Annotated in this window: 11 protein-coding genes; 3 read left to right on the forward strand and 8 right to left on the reverse strand. The window is 71.4% G+C overall.

Features of this window, described 5'->3' with window-relative positions:
* Positions 1-69: 69 nt before the first annotated feature.
* The 6 genes from ABT114_RS23840 to eccB form a co-directional block, all read right to left on the reverse strand.
* Positions 70-1,605 (reverse strand): hypothetical protein, encoded by a 1,536-nt coding sequence (locus ABT114_RS23840; RefSeq protein ID WP_351144867.1) that lies wholly within the window; start codon positions 1,603-1,605, stop codon positions 70-72.
* Between the two features lie 41 nt (positions 1,606-1,646).
* Positions 1,647-1,982 carry a hypothetical protein gene (locus tag ABT114_RS23845; RefSeq protein ID WP_351144868.1) on the reverse strand — a complete coding sequence of 112 codons (336 nt, stop codon included), beginning with the start codon at positions 1,980-1,982 and terminating at the stop codon, positions 1,647-1,649.
* A gap of 80 nt (positions 1,983-2,062) precedes the next feature.
* Positions 2,063-3,511 carry a type VII secretion-associated serine protease mycosin gene (gene mycP / locus ABT114_RS23850; RefSeq protein WP_351144869.1) on the reverse strand — a complete coding sequence of 483 codons (1,449 nt, stop codon included), beginning with the start codon at positions 3,509-3,511 and terminating at the stop codon, positions 2,063-2,065.
* Positions 3,512-3,663: 152 nt separating this feature from the next.
* Positions 3,664-3,948 (reverse strand): WXG100 family type VII secretion target, encoded by a 285-nt coding sequence (locus tag ABT114_RS23855; RefSeq protein ID WP_351144870.1) that lies wholly within the window; start codon positions 3,946-3,948, stop codon positions 3,664-3,666.
* A gap of 120 nt (positions 3,949-4,068) precedes the next feature.
* Positions 4,069-4,380 (reverse strand): WXG100 family type VII secretion target, encoded by a 312-nt coding sequence (locus tag ABT114_RS23860; protein WP_351144871.1) that lies wholly within the window; start codon positions 4,378-4,380, stop codon positions 4,069-4,071.
* A gap of 241 nt (positions 4,381-4,621) precedes the next feature.
* Positions 4,622-6,229, reverse strand: a complete 1,608-nt coding sequence (gene eccB / locus ABT114_RS23865) for a type VII secretion protein EccB (RefSeq protein WP_351144872.1) — start codon at positions 6,227-6,229, stop codon at positions 4,622-4,624.
* Between the two features lie 342 nt (positions 6,230-6,571).
* On the opposite strand from eccB, the gene eccE reads away from it, so the two are divergent.
* From eccE to ABT114_RS23880, 3 genes are all read left to right on the forward strand, one after another.
* Entirely contained in the window at positions 6,572-7,891 is a 1,320-nt protein-coding gene (gene eccE, locus ABT114_RS23870) for a type VII secretion protein EccE (RefSeq protein ID WP_351144873.1), read from the forward strand.
* Positions 7,891-8,733 (forward strand): hypothetical protein, encoded by an 843-nt coding sequence (locus ABT114_RS23875; protein WP_351144874.1) that lies wholly within the window; start codon positions 7,891-7,893, stop codon positions 8,731-8,733. Before eccE ends, ABT114_RS23875 begins: the two co-directional genes overlap by 1 nt.
* Positions 8,734-8,893: 160 nt before the next feature.
* On the forward strand, positions 8,894-11,815 hold the full coding sequence (locus tag ABT114_RS23880) for an SCO5717 family growth-regulating ATPase (protein WP_351144875.1): 2,922 nt from the start codon (positions 8,894-8,896) through the stop codon (positions 11,813-11,815).
* A 62-nt stretch (positions 11,816-11,877) separates the two neighbouring features.
* On the opposite strand, the gene ABT114_RS23885 is transcribed toward ABT114_RS23880, so the two are convergent.
* Together ABT114_RS23885 and ABT114_RS23890 are read right to left on the reverse strand one after the other, a co-directional pair.
* Complete coding sequence (locus ABT114_RS23885; protein WP_351144876.1) at positions 11,878-12,852, reverse strand: bifunctional riboflavin kinase/FAD synthetase; 975 nt, start codon at positions 12,850-12,852, stop codon at positions 11,878-11,880.
* Between the two features lie 129 nt (positions 12,853-12,981).
* On the reverse strand, positions 12,982-16,530 hold the full coding sequence (locus ABT114_RS23890) for a trypsin-like peptidase domain-containing protein (RefSeq protein WP_502988372.1): 3,549 nt from the start codon (positions 16,528-16,530) through the stop codon (positions 12,982-12,984).
* Between the last annotated feature and the right edge of the window lie 43 nt (positions 16,531-16,573).

The raw sequence follows: 16,573 nt of genomic DNA on the forward strand, positions 1-16,573 counted from the left end.
GCTTTGGCTGGATTCACCAGCCTTTATATATGGGCAGCCAACGACTTTTCGTCCGGCCCGCCTACGTGCTTACTCGATGGTCCGCGGTACGTTGCGGTTGCGGTCCTCTTCCGAGATCCAGGTCTCTTCGTCCTCGACCAAGTAGTCGGGACGGTCGCCCTGGCTGTTCTCTTTCTCGGACCGTCGGCCCTTGCCGCCCGCCCCGCCCGCTGCGCCCGCCTGCGTCCCGCCCCGGCTGCCGTGCAAGCCCGCACCACCACCGGCGCCCTTGCCGACCCCCTTGGCCGCACCGACCACACCACCACGGGCCCTCGCGAGAGCTCCACGACCGCCAGCGCTGGCACCGCCTCGCCCAGCTGCGCCGGCTCCGCCGCCACCCATTCCGCCCATACCGGATCGACCTCCGGCACCGCGGCCTGCTGCGGCGCCACCTCCAGCCAGACCACCGCGACCGCCCATGGCTCCGATGCCGCCGCGTCCAGCAGCACTGGCCCCGAGACCACCTGCTTCGCCGGCAGCCAGGATGCCCGGGCTCTGTGCTCCGCCCGTACCGAGGCTACCGACGCCACCACCGACGCTGGGCCCCCCAACGCCTGTGCCAGGGCCAGGTCCAGTCAGGCCGGGGGAAATGCTGTCCACATTCGTCTTGGCCGTCGGGACCGTTGGAAGCTGCGAGCCTCCTGTGATGCCCGGGTCACGGGGCACCGTAGGCGACGGCTTAATGCTCGTCGTCGGCCCTGCGCTCCACGGCTTGGTGGTGCTGCTTGCCCTGCCTGGACCCGAACTGCCAGAAGACGGCATGGAGATGGGGGTAGGCATTGGCGTTTGCGGGTTCGGGGGTGAGAAGGGGTCGTTTGGGTTGGGATCATCCCGGAATGTCCCTCCCGAGTAAGCCTTGTAATTAACCCCCAACTGCTCCATAATCGCCACCCCCTTAAGCTGCTCTTCCTTGCCCTTCGACAAGGAGTCCGCATTCGCCTGGCGAGCGGCGTCCGTGCTTACGCCCTTGTTGATGTCTGCCAGCAACTGCTCATCATTGCGGTTGTCGTCCGTGAGCTTGTCCCAGGCCCTGTCCCAGCCGGACGGCTCATTGACGTCCCGCATCTTGGACATGGAGTTCCGCAGGTCGTTCTGGACGGCGTGCATGGTTTCCCCGTAATGGTTGGCCCATGCAGCTCCGTTCCTGATGTGCCCCATGATCTCGTTGGCCTTCTTGCGGAAAGCGTCGGCCGCCTCGCCCTCCCAGTGCTCAAGGACGTTCTCCACCGCGCTCTGCATCATGCCCGCGACGCTGTCCTTCGCGGAAACCGAGTCCACGCCGCCGGTCTTGCCGTCACCGTCGCCGCCGGACAGGACGTTGTGGACGGACTTCCAGTGCTGGCTGACCTCGTAGATCCGGTTGGGGTCCGCGTCGAGGATCATGGATCGCAGTTCGGGGATGCCCATCTTCATGAAGGGCGTGTCGAGCTTGCTGCGGTCCGGACCCCCCATACCACCGTCGGGGAGCGACTCAAGCTTTTCGTTGTGCTTGTCCTTGATTCGCTGCTCTTGGGCATCTTGCATCGCCTTGATTTGCTCAGGGCTCTGGTAGTACTCGCCGTACATCTTCGAACATCCCCTCAGTCAGTGACCGGTCGCTGAACCGCTTAGTTGGCCGCACCCTTGGGAGCCGTACTCACGCCCTGTGCGTTCGCCTGCTCCTGGTTGCTGTACTTGTCCCTGACCTTCGAGGTGCTCGTGCCGAAGTCGTCGATCACCCCGTGCAGCGCCTTGATGATGTTCTCGATCCTGGTCTTCTGCTTCTGATGGGCATCGTGAAGCTCGTTGGACTCCAGAAACTTCATGCTGCCGAACGCCGTGCTCGGGATGTCCGTCTCGTACTTGGCCTTGGTGTTGGCCTTGTCCATGTCCGACAGAAGGCCGTTGAGCTTACGGATGACCTCATCCAGGGCGCTCAGATCGACCCGCATTCCGTTACTCATACCCCGTTGTCCTCTCCCCTGTTCCTCAAGCTGTCAGCACCCACTCGGTGCCCATGTTGCCCAGTCGTCCCGCACGTCGGCTAACCCGGCCGTCCGATTCTTCCGACCCGCCGACTCCGCCAGTCCCGCACAGCCACCCCGCTCCCCGCAATCACCAGCACCAGGGCCAACCCTGTGCCCAGGACGTAGATCGCTGTGCGGCGTTCCTTCTCCGCCTCGCTCTCCCCCATAGTCACCGCCATGGGAACAACCCCGCCAGACCCTGCCTTCACCACCGGATCAGGTGAAGGGGAAGATGCCGGGCTGGAGTCGTCCGAGAGGGCAGCCACCGGATCGACTACTCCCCATCCGATAAAGCGGTTCGGACCACGCCCCGGCCGCTGAGCCGTCTCCTCGATCCGTGTCGCGATCTGGGCCGCCGTCCAGCCCGGGTGTTTCGACTTCAGCAGCGCCGCCACGCCCGCCACATACGGTGCCGCGAAGCTCGTGCCGTCGGCCGTGCACTGCCCGCTCTTGGGAACCGTCGAGACCATGTCCACGCCCGGAGCCGCCACGTCCACGAAGTCGCCCGCCTGGGAGAAGTAGGCTCGCTCGTCGTTGCGGTCGGACGCCGCCACCGCCAGTACGCCGTCGTACGAGGCGGGGTACGTGTTCGCGGACTTGCCGTCCGCACCGTCGTTGCCGGCGGCCGCCACGATCAGGGCGCCCTGGTTCACCGCGTACGCGACCGCGCTCCTCAGCGTGTCGTCGTCTTCCTTGTTCGCCGTGTCCGAGGAGATGTTGATGATCTCCGCGCCCGCGGCCACCGCGGCGCGGATCGCCTGGGACATCGTCCCCGAGTTGCCCTGCTTCTCCTCCCCGCCCGTGTAACGGAAGGAGAGGATCTTGGCGTCGGGAGCGATGCCCTCGAACCCGGTGCCCTTCAGCGGGCGGGCCGCGATGATGCCCGCGACCCTGGTGCCGTGGCCTTCGATGTCCGTGTCCGCGGCGCCGTCCACGTAGGACTTGCTGCCGACTGCCATCGCACTGCTCAGCTGCGGGTTGCTGTCGTCGACACCTGTGTCGATCACCGCGACCGTGACGTCCTTGCCCGTCGCCTGCGCCCACAGCTGGTCCAGCAGGATCCGCTGGAGCGACCAGGGCGTGGACTTGATGACCTTGCCGCCGAACACGCACTCCGTGCTCGCCGCCAGACCGAAGTCCACAGTCCGGTTCCCGGAGGAACTGGGGCCGGCCGAAGCACCGGTGTCCGCGTCCGCGAGGCGCGTCGGCACCGTCGTATCCACCGCCGCCTGAGCCAGTGGCGCGGACAGCGGTACCGACGCCACGCAGATCCCCGTCACCGCGAGCACGCCAAGAACCCGCTGCAGTGCGCGGGTTCCACTGTTGCGGCCGTTACGGCCGTTGCGGCTGCGCGAACGGGCTCTGCGGCCCTCCACGTTCAGGCCCCTCATGTCCAGGTCCCCAGGGCTTCTCGACGTACCGATGACGATGACGACGGCGGTAGCGGTGGCGATGACGATTGCCATTGCAATGGCGATTGTGAAGGTTTGCGGGAACTACCGTGTGCCGTCCCGCCAGATGTCGTGTACGACCCCGAAGCAGCGGTCGGCCCAGCCGACACCGTGGCGTCGACTGGGCCGATTCTGCTCATCTCATGTCCCTCGGGTCGCCGACGGGCTCAGCCCCAGGTCGAGGCGTTGCTCTTCTCGGTGGCCTGGTAGTTCTCGGCCGCGTTCTGCAGCGCCGTGGCGATCTTCAGCAGGGTCGCGTGCAGGTCCTGAGCGGTCTGGTCCCACTCACGCTGCTTGCGCTGGTAGCCCTCCTGCGCCTCGCCTTCCCAGGTGGCGGCGACGCGCTTGACGGCGGCCTCCAGGTCGTCGAGCTGCTGCTTGATGCGGCCGGCGGTCGAGCGCACGTCCGTGGAGGCGTTGGTGATGGTCGCGTAATTGACGAGGATCGACATCGTCGTTCCCTTTCAGGAAGAGTCGTTGGAAGTCGCTGGAGACAGTCAGCGGAGGCAGCTGGAGATGGAGATCATGCGCCGTCGGTCGGGCCGAGAGGCGCGGACGGGCTCCCGGCTCGATCAGCCGAAGTCCGACATGATCTTGCTGACCTCGGAGTTCTGCTGCTCTTCCGACGCGGAGTAGTTGCTCCGCGTGGAGTCCACGGCTTCCTTGATGTCGTTGAGGATGTCGCTCATCTTCTTCGCGTCCTCGTTCCAGCGCTCCTGCAGCTGGTGGTAGGACGTGGCCGCCTGGCCCTTCCAGCCGCCCGCGATCTGCTCGATCACTCCGTTGAGACGGCGGATCTCACCCTGGAGCTGACCATTGGCGGTGTTGATGTCGCTGGAGAGCTTGGTGAGTTCGTCCTCTGTTACCCGGAACTGGCCGGCCATGTTGAACCTTCCCCCATGTTGTCGTTGATCCGGGAGACCCTGCCTGGTACCCGGAGGAGCTTCGCACCGTTGAGCGCCGCAAACACTCTATCGTCAACCTGTCACTCATCCACAGGCTGGACCAATCAGTTACACGGCTCACACACTTGAGCGACGTCGCCGTGACCTGTACGCCGTCCTACTCTCAAGTGCCCCTGCTGGTGGGCGCGTTGGCCAACCACTGGCTCGGCGGCCGGCTCGGTCACTGACTCTGTTCCTGCGCGGCGCTACTCGTGTCCAGAGTGGGACCCTTCGGGATGAATGTCGCCCATGTCTGCGGCACGATCGCCGGGTTGGAGACGTCCTCGTACCCCAGCCGCGTCCTCGCCTTGTCCGTCTCGCTCGTCTCACTCGACGAAGACGAAGACGAAGACGAAGAGGAGGAGGATGACGAGGAAGAGGACGAGGCGCTGCTTCCCTTCGCCTCGCTGTCGTTGTTGGCCGGCAGCGAGTAGCGCAGGCCCGTGTCCGTCAGCAGATACGTCGCACCGCCGCCGCCCGCCGCACCGGTGACCTCCTGGAAGAGGAGCCCCGAGCCGGACGAGACATAGGCGCTCAGGGAGTCGGCGATGACCTTCTTCGGGTACGACGACCCGGCCCAGGCGGCGAGCTGCGGCTTCTTGTCCGCGCCGATGGTGCCGCTGTAGACGCTGCACGAGGTGTTGTCGGCCCGGCCCGTCGCCGTGGCCGCGGAGTTGGCCTGCCGCGGGACGGTCAGGGGCCAGCCCTTGTCGGCGTAGAAGGTGTCGGCCTTGCCGCCGTTGGCGGTGATGATGGTCCCGGTGGGGACCTTGACGGCCGTGCTCCCGGACGCCGACGAGCCGGAGGGCGAGGCCTCGATCAGTGCGGCGACGAAGGGGGAGATCATGGCGATCTTGTCCTTGAGGACGACGTAGTACTGCTGGCCCTGCGCATCGTCCGCCTTGAGCACCTGACCCACCACGCTCGCCTGGGCGGGGAGCCCCTTGACCGCCGTCTGCCCGCCGACGCCGGGGATCGTCGGGAAGGTGATGACACCGCCGTCGTTCAGGGTCTGCAACCACTCCTGGCTCACCGGCTGCGGCTCGTTGCTGCTGCCGATGACGGCGGCACGCAGCTGCTCCATGGTGGTGTCGTCGAGACCCGACTGGCCGCCCAGCAGGAAACGGTTGCCCTCGGCGTCGACCAGGTACTCCTGCTTGGTCTTGCTGTTGACGACGTACAGCGCCTCGCGGGAGTCGACCTTGCCCGCACCGCCGAGCGCCTTGGCGTCGGCTGAGTCGAGGACGAAGACGGCACGGGCGATGGCGCTGTCCGACTCCGGCGCCGGGCGCTCGCACACGGCCCAGGTCTTCACCTTCTCCGCGTCGTCCTTGGAGGGCAGCCGGTCGGGGGCGTACGGGATGCCGAGAGTCGCGCCGTGCACGATGCCGCTCTTGTCGATCTCCTTGCCGGAGACCTCCAGGACGGTGCCCTTGCCCTTGTCGAGGAGGAGCTTGGCGGAGGCGTAGTTGAGGACCGGGTGCAGCGTCGGGACCTTCTTGCCGCTCGACGTCTCGTCGTTGAGGACGACGTAGCGCGTCGTGGAGTCACTGTCGACGACGATGTACTCGCCGGGGGTGTCCCAGCCCTCGGGCGCCGCCGGCTTGATCACTCCCCACGCGATGAAGCCCACCACCAGTACGACGCCGAGCGCCAGGCTGGGCATCACCGTACGGACCGGACGCGGTGCGCCCTCCTCCGAGCCGCCCGGCGACGGCGCCAGGAAGGAGGCGACGGTGCGCTTGCGAGCGAAGTTGTAGGCGGCGAGCTCGTCCTGACGCTTTGCCATGGTCCCCGTTTCTCCCGTTTTTTACTGCTCGATCGTGTCTGTACTGCTCGATCGTGTCCGTGGTATCCGGTCACGCTCGAAAGGCGACTTCGGCCACGCAGGCCCCTACTATGCCCTGCGCCACGGGAGCACAGTTCAGCAGGTGTTCGGCCGCCCCCGCATCTTCACAGAGCTTCTCCACAGCGCTCCACGAAGCGGCGCAGGTCCGTGAAAAGCTGGCCACCTGGGGTTTCGGTGTCCCCTGTGTCGCCTCATGTTCCGCAGCGGGTACCGTGAGCCACTCGCATGGACGATGTGGGCCCGGTGAACGGCCACTAATTCGCGAAAGGGATGTCCCGGGGGATGAGCAGCGCTACGAGCACTCGGCGCGGACGCCGCGCACCGCAGCAACAAGGGGGCCAGGGCGACAGACGTACGCCGGCCGCTCCCGCCCCGGCCGCCGCGTCGCCGCGCACCCTGCCCCGCCCCGGCGGGCTGGGCCCGGTCCGGTTGCAGCAGCTCATTCTGGTGGAGTTGGCGGCCGCGGTCATGCTGGCCGCCTGGGCCACCGACGCGTCCTGGCTGCTGGCTCCTGCCGGTGGCGTGGCGGTTCTGCTGCTGCTCCTGGCGGTCCTGCGCCGGGGCCGGCGCCCGCTGCCCGAGTGGTACGAGACGACGCGCGCGCTCAGGCAGCGCCGCCGCGACGCCAAACTGCCGGTGGAGCCCGGGACGGACGCCATGCTGGTCCCGATCGTGGAGTGCGACCCGGCCCTGCGGACGTACGGCTTCGTGTCCCGTGACAACCGCTCGATCGGCCTGATCGGCGACGGGACCTTCCTGACCGCCGTCCTCTTCGTGCAGCCCGGGGACGAGCCGCTGCGCCCTGCGTCCGCCGGACGCCAACTGCCGCTCCGGCTGGTCCAGGACGCCCTGGAGGTCGACGGGATCCGGCTCGCCTCCGCGCAGGTCGTGCAGCACACCCAGCCGGCGCCCGCCCCGCATCTGCCCCAGCAGTCGCTCGCCGCGCGGTCGTACGGCCCCCTGCAGGCGCAGGTCGGTTCGCCCGCGCTCCGGCTCACCTGGGTCGCCCTCAAGCTCGACCCGGAGCTGTGCCCGGAGGCGGTGCAGGCCCGCGGGGACGGTGTTCCCGGGGCGCAGCGTGCCCTGTTGCGGGTGGCGGACCAGTTGACGAGCCGGCTGGCCGGAGCGGGCTTCAAGGCGACCATCCTGGACGAGACCGAGTTGGTGCAGGCGCTCGCGACGTCCAGCTGCATCAACCCGCGCGTCAACGCGCAGCAGTCCCAGGAGGGACGGCCGGCCCAGCGTCGTACGGTTGAGGCGGTGAAGACCTGGCGGGTCGACGACCGGTGGCACACCACGTACTGGGTGTCCCGCTGGCCTCAACTGGGCGGCGGCGGTGTGGCGTTGCCCGAGCTGGTCACACGCTTCACCTCGCTGCCGGTGCTGGCGACGACGTTCAGCATGACCCTGAGCAAGGCCGGAAACCGGGGTGTCTCGCTCACCGGGCACATTCGTGTCACCGCCCGCGGCGACAGTGAACTCGGCCAGGTGGGACGGGAGTTGGAACGGGCCGCGGGTGCCGCGAAGGTCGGCCTGGTCCGTCTCGACCGCGAGCAGGTCCCGGGAGCCCTCGCCACTCTGCCGCTCGGAGGTACGTACTGATGTCCCACCCCGCCCCTCCCATGCCCCCGGGACAGCAGGGTCGCAACCCCGCGCGTACGCCGGCCCACGTGGCCTCGCCCACCGACACTGGCCTGATCCCCGTCATCCGGGGTCCGGAGACACCGCAGCAGCAACGGCGCATCGTCAGCCCGGGGTTCGGGCTGCGCGGGCCGCGCCGCAACCGCCATGTCGTCACCGCCGACGAGCTCGCGGCGATCAGCATGCCGATCGGTGACGACGGCGTGCTCATCGGCACCGACCCGGAGTCGCAGCCGGCCGTGCTCGGGCTGTCCCGGCCGACCGCCTTCGACGTGGTCCTCGTGGGCGGCCTGTGGCTCGCCCAGGTGCTGGCGCTGCGCGCCGCCGCGACCGGCGCGCGCGTGGGTGTCGAGACCGGACGCCCGCAGGCCTGGCAGCAGTTGGCCCAGGCGGCGGGCGGCGGACAGCAGTGTGTGACGGTCTATCCGGTGGGACGGGTGCCCGCCCAGGGACCGTCCGTGTCGAGTCCGGTGGTGCTGATCCGGGACTGTGGCGTGCGCCCGCCGCGCGGACGAGTGACCTCCTTGCCGTGGCAGGCCGTGGTGATGGTGTTGCCGTTCGTCAGCGAGCACGCGCCTCGCTGGCTGTCCCAGGCCGATCTGGTCGGGATCCAGCGCATCTCGCCGCACGAGACCGAGGTCGTCAGCGACACTCTGGGCATTCCGGACGAGCAACTCCAGCATCTGCCGACCCTGCACGACGGCGTCGCCCTGTGGTGCACCCGCAGGCACCAGAAGTTCGTGATGACCGAACCCACCGATGCCGAGACGGGGATGCTCGGCGTGGCCCGCCGCATGGACTGAGACGTCGTCATCCGTGGCACGGGGCTTTTCCGTCCCGCCATGTGAGTGATTAGGCTTCTGGTGGTGCGGTGACGATCGCAGTCGAGTGGGACTCGCTACTCGGTCCGCCCGGCCGCGACGACGACCAGCTCAGCAGCAGTGGCTGACCAGGAGGCAAGCAGTGAACAGGGATCGGTCCGAGTACAACGGCGCCAGCCCTTCCTCGGACGGGGACGATCACGAGGTCGATCTCACCAGTGAGTTCGAAATCGTCTACGAGCCTCCCGCCTGGTACGCCCAAAGCACTCAGGGTGGCTCCACGGCCGGCGGTCAGCAGGACGCCGGGCGGATTCAGCCACCGCCGCCGACCGGCTCACCCGTCGGATCGCCCCCCGGGCCCCCGTACATGCCGGCCCCGCCCGCCCCGGCCCCGCCGCCGCCCGCCCAGGCCGTGTCCTCGCAACCCACTCCGCCGCAGGCCACCGCTCAGCAGGGCCCTGCCGCGGGCGGCTACGGATTCCCGCAGCAGCAGTCCGCACCGGGTGCCCCCGCACCTTCGCCCGGCGGATACGGCTACCCCCAGCAGACGGGAGCCGGTGCGCCCCAGCCGGGCCAGGACACCTCGGGCGGGTTCGCGGCACCCCAGCAGCACACGCCTGCTCCGCCGCCCGCAGCACCTCAGGCGGGCCAGGACACGTCGGGGGGCTTTGCAACGCCGCAGCAGCACACGCCTGCAGCGCCTCCCCCGGCACCCCAGCCGGGCCACGACACCTCGGGGGGATTCCCGGCGCCGCAGCAGCCCACGCCTCCCCCGCCAGCCCCCGCACCCCAACAGCCCACCCCCGCCCCGCAGTCCGCGGCACCGGGCTTCCCCGTGCTGCGCCCGGTGGACGAGGACGCCCAGGGCGGCCCGTCCGCGAGCGCGACTCCGGCGGCGGGCGTCCCGACGGCGGCCGCTCCCGAACAGCCCGCCCCCGCGCAGCCGGAGCCCGAGTTCAACCACGCCGCAGCCGACGCCGAGGCGGCCCTGCTGTTCGGCGGTGCCGACGACGACGTGGAGCCGGAGGAGGAGCGCGGCGGCGAGACGCAGCCGGGTGACTCCACCGGATCCGTGCCCGGTGCCCAGGGCGGAGAGCCGGCGCACGTCCAGTCCGACGTCGACTCCCCCGGGCAGCCCGATGCGGAGGCCGTGCCAACGCCCCCGGACGCGGAGCCGACTGCCGAGGCAGGAACCGCGCCGGCAGCCCCGGCTCAGGGACAGTCGCCCGCCGGGCAGGTTCCCGTACCGCCCCAGTCCACCCCTGAACTCCCCCCGCTGCCGCAGGGCTTCGCACCCGCACACCCCGCCCAGGGAGCGCCGCAGCAGGCCGCGCCGCCCGCCGGATACGGCTACCCGCAGGCCCCCGCCCAGCCGTACCCCGGTCAGCCGCAGGCCCACCCGGGCCGGCCGCCGCAGCCGGGACCGCCCCAGCCGCCCGCCGGATACGGCTACCCGCTGCCCCCCGAGCAGGCCGGATACGGCTACCCGCAGCAGCCCGGTCAGGACCAGCAGACCCCGCCCCAGGGCACGTTCGGCCCGGCCCAGCCACAGCCCGGACACCCGGCGCAGGCTGCACAGCCCGCTCCGGTCGACCCGCGCCAGGCCGCCCCAGCAGGACAGCCCCAGCCGCAGCCCGGTCCCCCGCCGGCCGCCGGGTACGGCTACCCGCAGCAGCAGCCCCAGGCTGCCCAGTCGCAGGTCCAGCCGGGCCAGCCGCCGCAGCCCGGTCCGCCCCAGCCACCCGCCGGATACGGCTACCCGCTGCCCCCCGAGCAGGCCGGATACGGCTACCCGCAGCCGCAGCCGCCCCAGCAACAGCAGCCCGGCGCCTACGGCAACCAGGGGTGGACCGCACCCCCCGGCCCCCAGGTCGGCCCCGGTGCCCCGCAGCAGCAGGCCGCGCCCGGCACCCCGCTCGGCTACAACGCCGCCGTCGAGCTCTCCTCCGACCGGCTGCTGCGCAACCAGCCCAAGGCCCGCAAGAACAACCAGGGCCCGTCCCGCTTCAAGCTCGGCGCCAAGAAGGAGCAGGCGGAGCGGGAGCGGAAGCTGGGGCTGATCCGTACGCCGGTGATGTCCTGCTACCGGATCGCGGTGATCAGCCTCAAGGGCGGCGTCGGCAAGACCACGACGACCATGTCGCTCGGCGCCACGCTCGCCACCGAGCGGCAGGACAAGATCCTGGCGATCGACGCCAACCCGGACGCCGGCACGCTCGGCCGACGGGTGCGGCGCGAGACCGGCGCCACCATCCGCGACTTGGTGCAGGCGATCCCGCAGCTCAACAGCTACATGGACATCCGCCGCTTCACCTCCCAGGCGCCCTCGGGCCTGGAGATCATCGCCAACGACGTGGACCCGGCGGTCTCCACCACCTTCAACGACCAGGACTACCGCAGCGCGCTCGACGTGCTGGGCCGGCAGTACCCGATCATCCTCACGGACTCGGGTACCGGTCTGCTCTACAGCGCGATGCGTGGAGTCCTCGACCTCGCCGACCAGTTGATCATCATCTCCACCCCCTCGGTGGACGGCGCGAGCAGCGCCTCGACCACGCTCGACTGGCTGTCCGCGAACGGCTTCGCCGATCTCGTCCAGCGGTCGGTCACCGTGATCTCCGGTGTCCGCGAGACGGGCAAGATGATCAAGGTGGAGGACATCGTCGCGCACTTCGAGACCCGCTGCCGCGGTGTTGTCGTGATCCCCTTCGACGAACACCTCTCGGCGGGCGCCGAGGTGGACCTCGAGATGATGCGGCCCAAGACCCGCGAGGCCTACTTCGACCTCGCCGCCCTCATCGCCGAGGACATCGCCCGTACGCAGCAGGGCTTCGGCAATCCGCAGGTGCAGCAGTACCAGCAGCACCCCCAGCAGGGTTACGCGCCCCCGCAGCAGCACCCCCAGCAGCCCTACGCCCAGCCCGGCGGCGCCCCGCAGCCGGGACAGGGCTGGGGGCAGCCCCCGCAGCAGCAGCCGGGACCGGGCCAGGGCTGGCAGCAGCAGCCGGCCCCGCCCCAGGATCCGCAGCAGGGCTCCGTACCGCCCGGCTGGACCCAGCAGTAGCGAATCGACGGACACGGCTGAGGGCCGGCACCGAGATGGTGCCGGCCCTCAGCCGTGTCCGCTCACGTCCGCTCGCGGGTTCCGCCGACGTCCTCGGCGGTCTCGATCAGTTCACGGCACCGCTGCACGTCCTGGGCCATCGCCTTCAGCAGCGCGTCCAGCGAGTCGAACTTCAGCTGTCCGCGCACATAGGCCAGGAAGTCGACGGCGACGTGCAGGCCGTAGAGGTCCAGGCCGAGGCGGTCGATGGCGTACGCCTCCACCGTGCGCTCCGTGCCGTCGAACTGCGGGTTCGTGCCGACGGAGATGGCGGCCGGCATCGCCTCGCCGTTCACGTGCAGCCAGCCGGCGTAGACGCCGTCGGCCGGGATCGCGGTGTGGGGCAGTGTCTCGACGTTCGCCGTCGGGAAGCCCATCTCGCGGCCGCGCTGGGCGCCGCGGACGACCACGCCCTCCACGCGGTGCGGGCGGCCGAGGATCTCGGCGGCGCCCTCGACGTCACCCGCGGCGACCAGGCGCCGGGTCAGCGTGGAGGAGAACGGCGCGCCGCCGCCCGCCGCACCGCTCACATGCAGGTCGACGACCTCGACCTCGAAGTCGTAGACCTTGCCCTGCTCGATGAGGAACTCCACGTTCCCCGCGGCCTTGTGGCCGAAGCGGAAGTTCGGGCCCTCGACGACCGCCTTGGCGTGCAGCTTGTCGACCAGGACCTTGACGACGAAGTCGGCCGGCGACAGCTTCGAGAACTCCTTCGTGAACGGCAGGATCAGCACCGCGTCCACGCCCAGCTCCGCCATCAGCTCGGCGCGGCGGTGGTGCGGGGCCAGCAGCGGCGGGTGGCTGCCGGGGCGGACGACCTCACTGGGGTGCGGGTCGAAGGTGACCACGACGGAAGGGACGCCCAGCTCACGGGCGCGCTCCACGGCATGCCTGATGATCAGCTGGTGGCCCCGGTGGACTCCGTCGTAGGAGCCGATGGTGACGACGCTGCGCCCCCAGTCCTCGGGAATGTCCTCCAAGCCACGCCAGCGCTGCACTGTGACCGCTCCTTGTCGAACCCGTGTCCGTTACTTGCCTCCTGTGCAGGTCTAAGGGTGCCATGCCGAGTGCTGCCGCCCCGCATCGGCATGGTGGCTGTGACGGGGCGCACTCTTCACGCCACGGAATCAGGCCGGGACCCGCACCCCCGCCAGGTTCTCGATCATCCTGCGGGTGCTGGGCCCGACCACCGCGGCCCAGTCCGCCGGGGCGTCGGTCAGCCAGCCGGCCATGCGTGCGGCGAAGCCGGGGACCTGGCGGCCGAGGTCGACCAGGCCGCGGTCGAAGCGGGTCGCGCCGTCCGGGGTGCGGACGAGGAGCAGGCCGGTGCGGTGGACGAGGTCCCGGAGGCCGTCGCCGTCACCGTCGCCGTGGCCGTGGTCGTCGCCGTCGTGCCGGACGGCGGCGCGCAGCAGGGCCTCCAGGACCGCGGGGTCTCGTTCATGGGTGAGGAGGAACTCGCGCAGTTCGCAGCGTAGGGGGCGGGACGCCGGGGTGCCGGGAGCGGTGAGCACGGCGGCCAGCTCGGCCCGCACCTGGTCCGGGCCGCCGCCGTCGAGGAGGCCGGTGACCAGGGGGAAGAGGACGGCCCGGGCGGCGGGACCCTGGTCGAGGCGGCGGTCGACGTACGCGGCCACCTGGGCGGCTGTCGCCGTGTTCCCTGCCACCGCTTCGTGCACCAGGGCCGCGACCCGGCGGGCCAGGGCGGGCGTGGTGACGTCCGCGAGGGTGCGCAGCGCCTCATCGGCGTCGGCCCTGCGCAGCCGCGCCCGGAAGGCTTCCAGGACCGGCTCGGGGTGGGTGGTCAGGGCGGGGACCAGCGCACTCGGCGGGATCTGTGGATCGGCCGCCGCGAAGTGTTTCAGCGCCTGCGGGAGGTGGCGGGCGCGGGTGTGCGGATCACGTACGAGGAGGGCGAGCGCGCCACCGTGCAGAGTGCAGTCGGCGGGCCGGGCGAGCAGGTCGAGGGCCGCGTAGCGCAGCAGCTCGCGGTCGGCCTCGGTGCGGACGTGCGGGGCGGCGCGCAGCCCGTACGCCATCGCCGCCACCCGCCGCGCCGGCCGGGCGTCGTGCGCCCACCGGTCGACGGCCCGGCACACGGCGGACGGCTCGTCCTCGGCGAGGACGGTGAGGAGTTCGTCGGCGCGTCGGTGCGCGCAGTCGACGAGGAGCTCGGCCAGGTCGTCCAGGGCGCGGTGCCGGTGGGTGTGCAGCAGCGCCTGCGCGGCCGTCGCCACGGTCGCGTGCGGGGTCGCGGGCAGTGGCCGCTCGTCGTCGAACCAGCGGATGAGGTGCGGTTGTACGGCGCTGGGGTCGGCTGCGAGGAGCGCGGCGGCAGCGTCGAGGTAGCGGGGCGGGCCGGTGTCGTGCGGGGCGGCGTCGGCGACGACGAGGCGGCGCAGGAGGTCGAGGCGGCCGGCCTCGGGCAGGGCGAGGGCGGCCCAGAAGGCGGGGCCGAACTCCCCTGGTACGGGCCGCTGTTGCCGTCGCCGGTCGACGATCCGGTCGGTGAGCAGGCGCAGTACGCCGGTGTACGGCGTCGCGTCCGGCACGCGTCGCAGCACCTCGGCGAGCAGCCGGACCGCCCACCAGGAGTGCGGGTCCGGGTCCAGGGCGCGCTCCAGCTCCTCCAGGCGTACGGCGAGCCGGCGGGTGCCGTGCTGGCGGGCGAGGAGAAGCAGGGACTGGACGACGGGGCCGATGCGGTGCGGCGGCACGGGGAGGGAGCGCGCGTCCTGCGGTGTGCTGTGGACCAGGACGCGCAGGGCCTCGTCCAGGTCGAGGTGCATGCCCTGGATCCAGTCGGCGAGCTCCTCGTGGGCGAAGCGGTAGCCGCTTCCGGCGGGGACGAGGAGGCCCTCGGTGAGGACTGCGGACGCCCAGCCGGTGCCGCCGCCGAGCCGGGCCGGGGCGATGCCCCAGGGGAACACCGCCTCGAACGACTGCCGGTCCAGCTCGCCCTGGCCGGGGCCGAGGCTGCGCCGGGCCGCCTCGTGGACCTGCCCGGAGACCTTCGCCGCGAGGCGCCGTACGGCGGTGCCGCGCAGCCCGTTCGCGGCGGCGAGGCGGACGGCGATGCGCAGGCACATCAGGTCGAGGTGGGCGGCGAGGACGTCGTCCCCGTCGAGAGGGGCGTCCGGGGCGTCGGGAACGGCGGCGCGGATCTCCGAGAGGAGGCGGAGGGTGAGGGGGTGGCGGGCGTGGGGCCCGGTGAGGGCGGTGTCGGGAATGCCGTAGCGCTCGCGTGCGAGCCGGGACTCGTCCTCGCCCAGGTCGCCGAGGTGCACGCAGGGCGGGAGGGCGCCGTCGGAGTGCTGGGCGGCGTGCCGGCCGCCGTACAGCACCTCCCGTGGGAACTCCGCCCCCGCGCGCTCCCAGTACTCCGCCCGGCAGCCCACGACCAGCCGTGCCCCCGCCTCCCGCAGCCACTTCGCCGTCTTCGCCGTCCACTCGGGCAGGCGGTGGGCGAGGACGGGCGGCATCTCCTCGGGGCCGTCGAGCAGGAGCAGCAGGGGGCGCCCCGCGGTGTGGGCGAGGCGGGCCACGCGTTCGGGGGTGATGTCGCCGAGGTCGGCGGGGAGGGTGGGGGCGGAGGCGGCCACGATGCGGGCGGCGCGGGTCAGCGCCCGGCGGGCGGCGTCCGCCACGGAGCCGTCGTCGTCCTGGAGGTCGGCGCCGCGCAACCACAGCGTGGGCGCCGGCTGCCTGCCCCGGTTGCGGCGGGCGGCGAGGGCCGCGAGTTCCGTCGTACGGCCGCTGCCGGGGGCGCCGACGAGGCCGAGGACGGCGGCCGGGCCTGCGGCGAAGGCGGCGAACTCCGCTGCCGTCGCGGCCCGTTCGACCGGTTCGACCACCGGTCCCAGGCCGGCCGCGCCGACGTGGCCCGTCAGGGTGCCGGGCGGGCCGTCCGAGCCCACCGAGGTGGCCGTGAGCTCCAGCACGCCGGCCAGGTTGAGGTCGGCACCGTACGCCGGGACCGTCGCCGCGTTACGGGCGAGCAGGTCGGCGAGCGGGCCGTCCTCGGATCGGTACAGCGGGCCGTCCTCGGATCGGCGCAGGGGGACGGCGAACCCGGTGTCGCGGTGGCCGGACTGCAGCGCGGTGCCGACGACGCCGACGACGGCGCCGGTCGCCGCGTCGAGCACCGGTCCCCCGGCTGCCCCGCCCCCCAGGCGCAGGGCGTCCCGGCCTGCCGTGCCGATCGCCAACTCCAGTACGTCGTCCAGGAGATGGAAGCGGTCTATGGCCGTGTACGTCACCGGCGTCTCGCCCAGCACCCGCGCCTCCCGCCAGCAGCCGGCGGCGACGCGCACGTACGTGCCCGTCTCGACCCGGCCGCGCACGGTGACGGGCAGCGGGTCCACGCCGAGGCCCTCGGTGCGTACGAGAGCCAGGTCCAGGGCGGGCAGCAGGGTCACGGCGTCCGCGGTCACCACGCAGGTGCGGTCCGCGGCGGCGTGCAGGACGAGCCGGGGCAGGCCGGCGACCGCCTCGTGGCTGGTGATCACCGTGCCGTGGTGGTCGGCCACGAATCCCGTGCCGCGGGGGCGGCCGGCCAGGTCGCGGATGCGGACGAGGGCGTCGTCGGGGGGATCTTCACGGTGGCCGGGTGCGGTGGTTTCCATGTCGTCCGGCGGGCGGCGGCCGCCGCCCGTCCGCGGGCCCCGTCCCGCCATGGTCGTACCTCCCCGCCCTACGCGCGTGCCCTCTGTTCGACGG

The sequence above is a fragment of the Streptomyces sp. NPDC002088 genome (assembly GCF_040296605.1).
GTDB lineage: Bacteria > Actinomycetota > Actinomycetes > Streptomycetales > Streptomycetaceae > Streptomyces.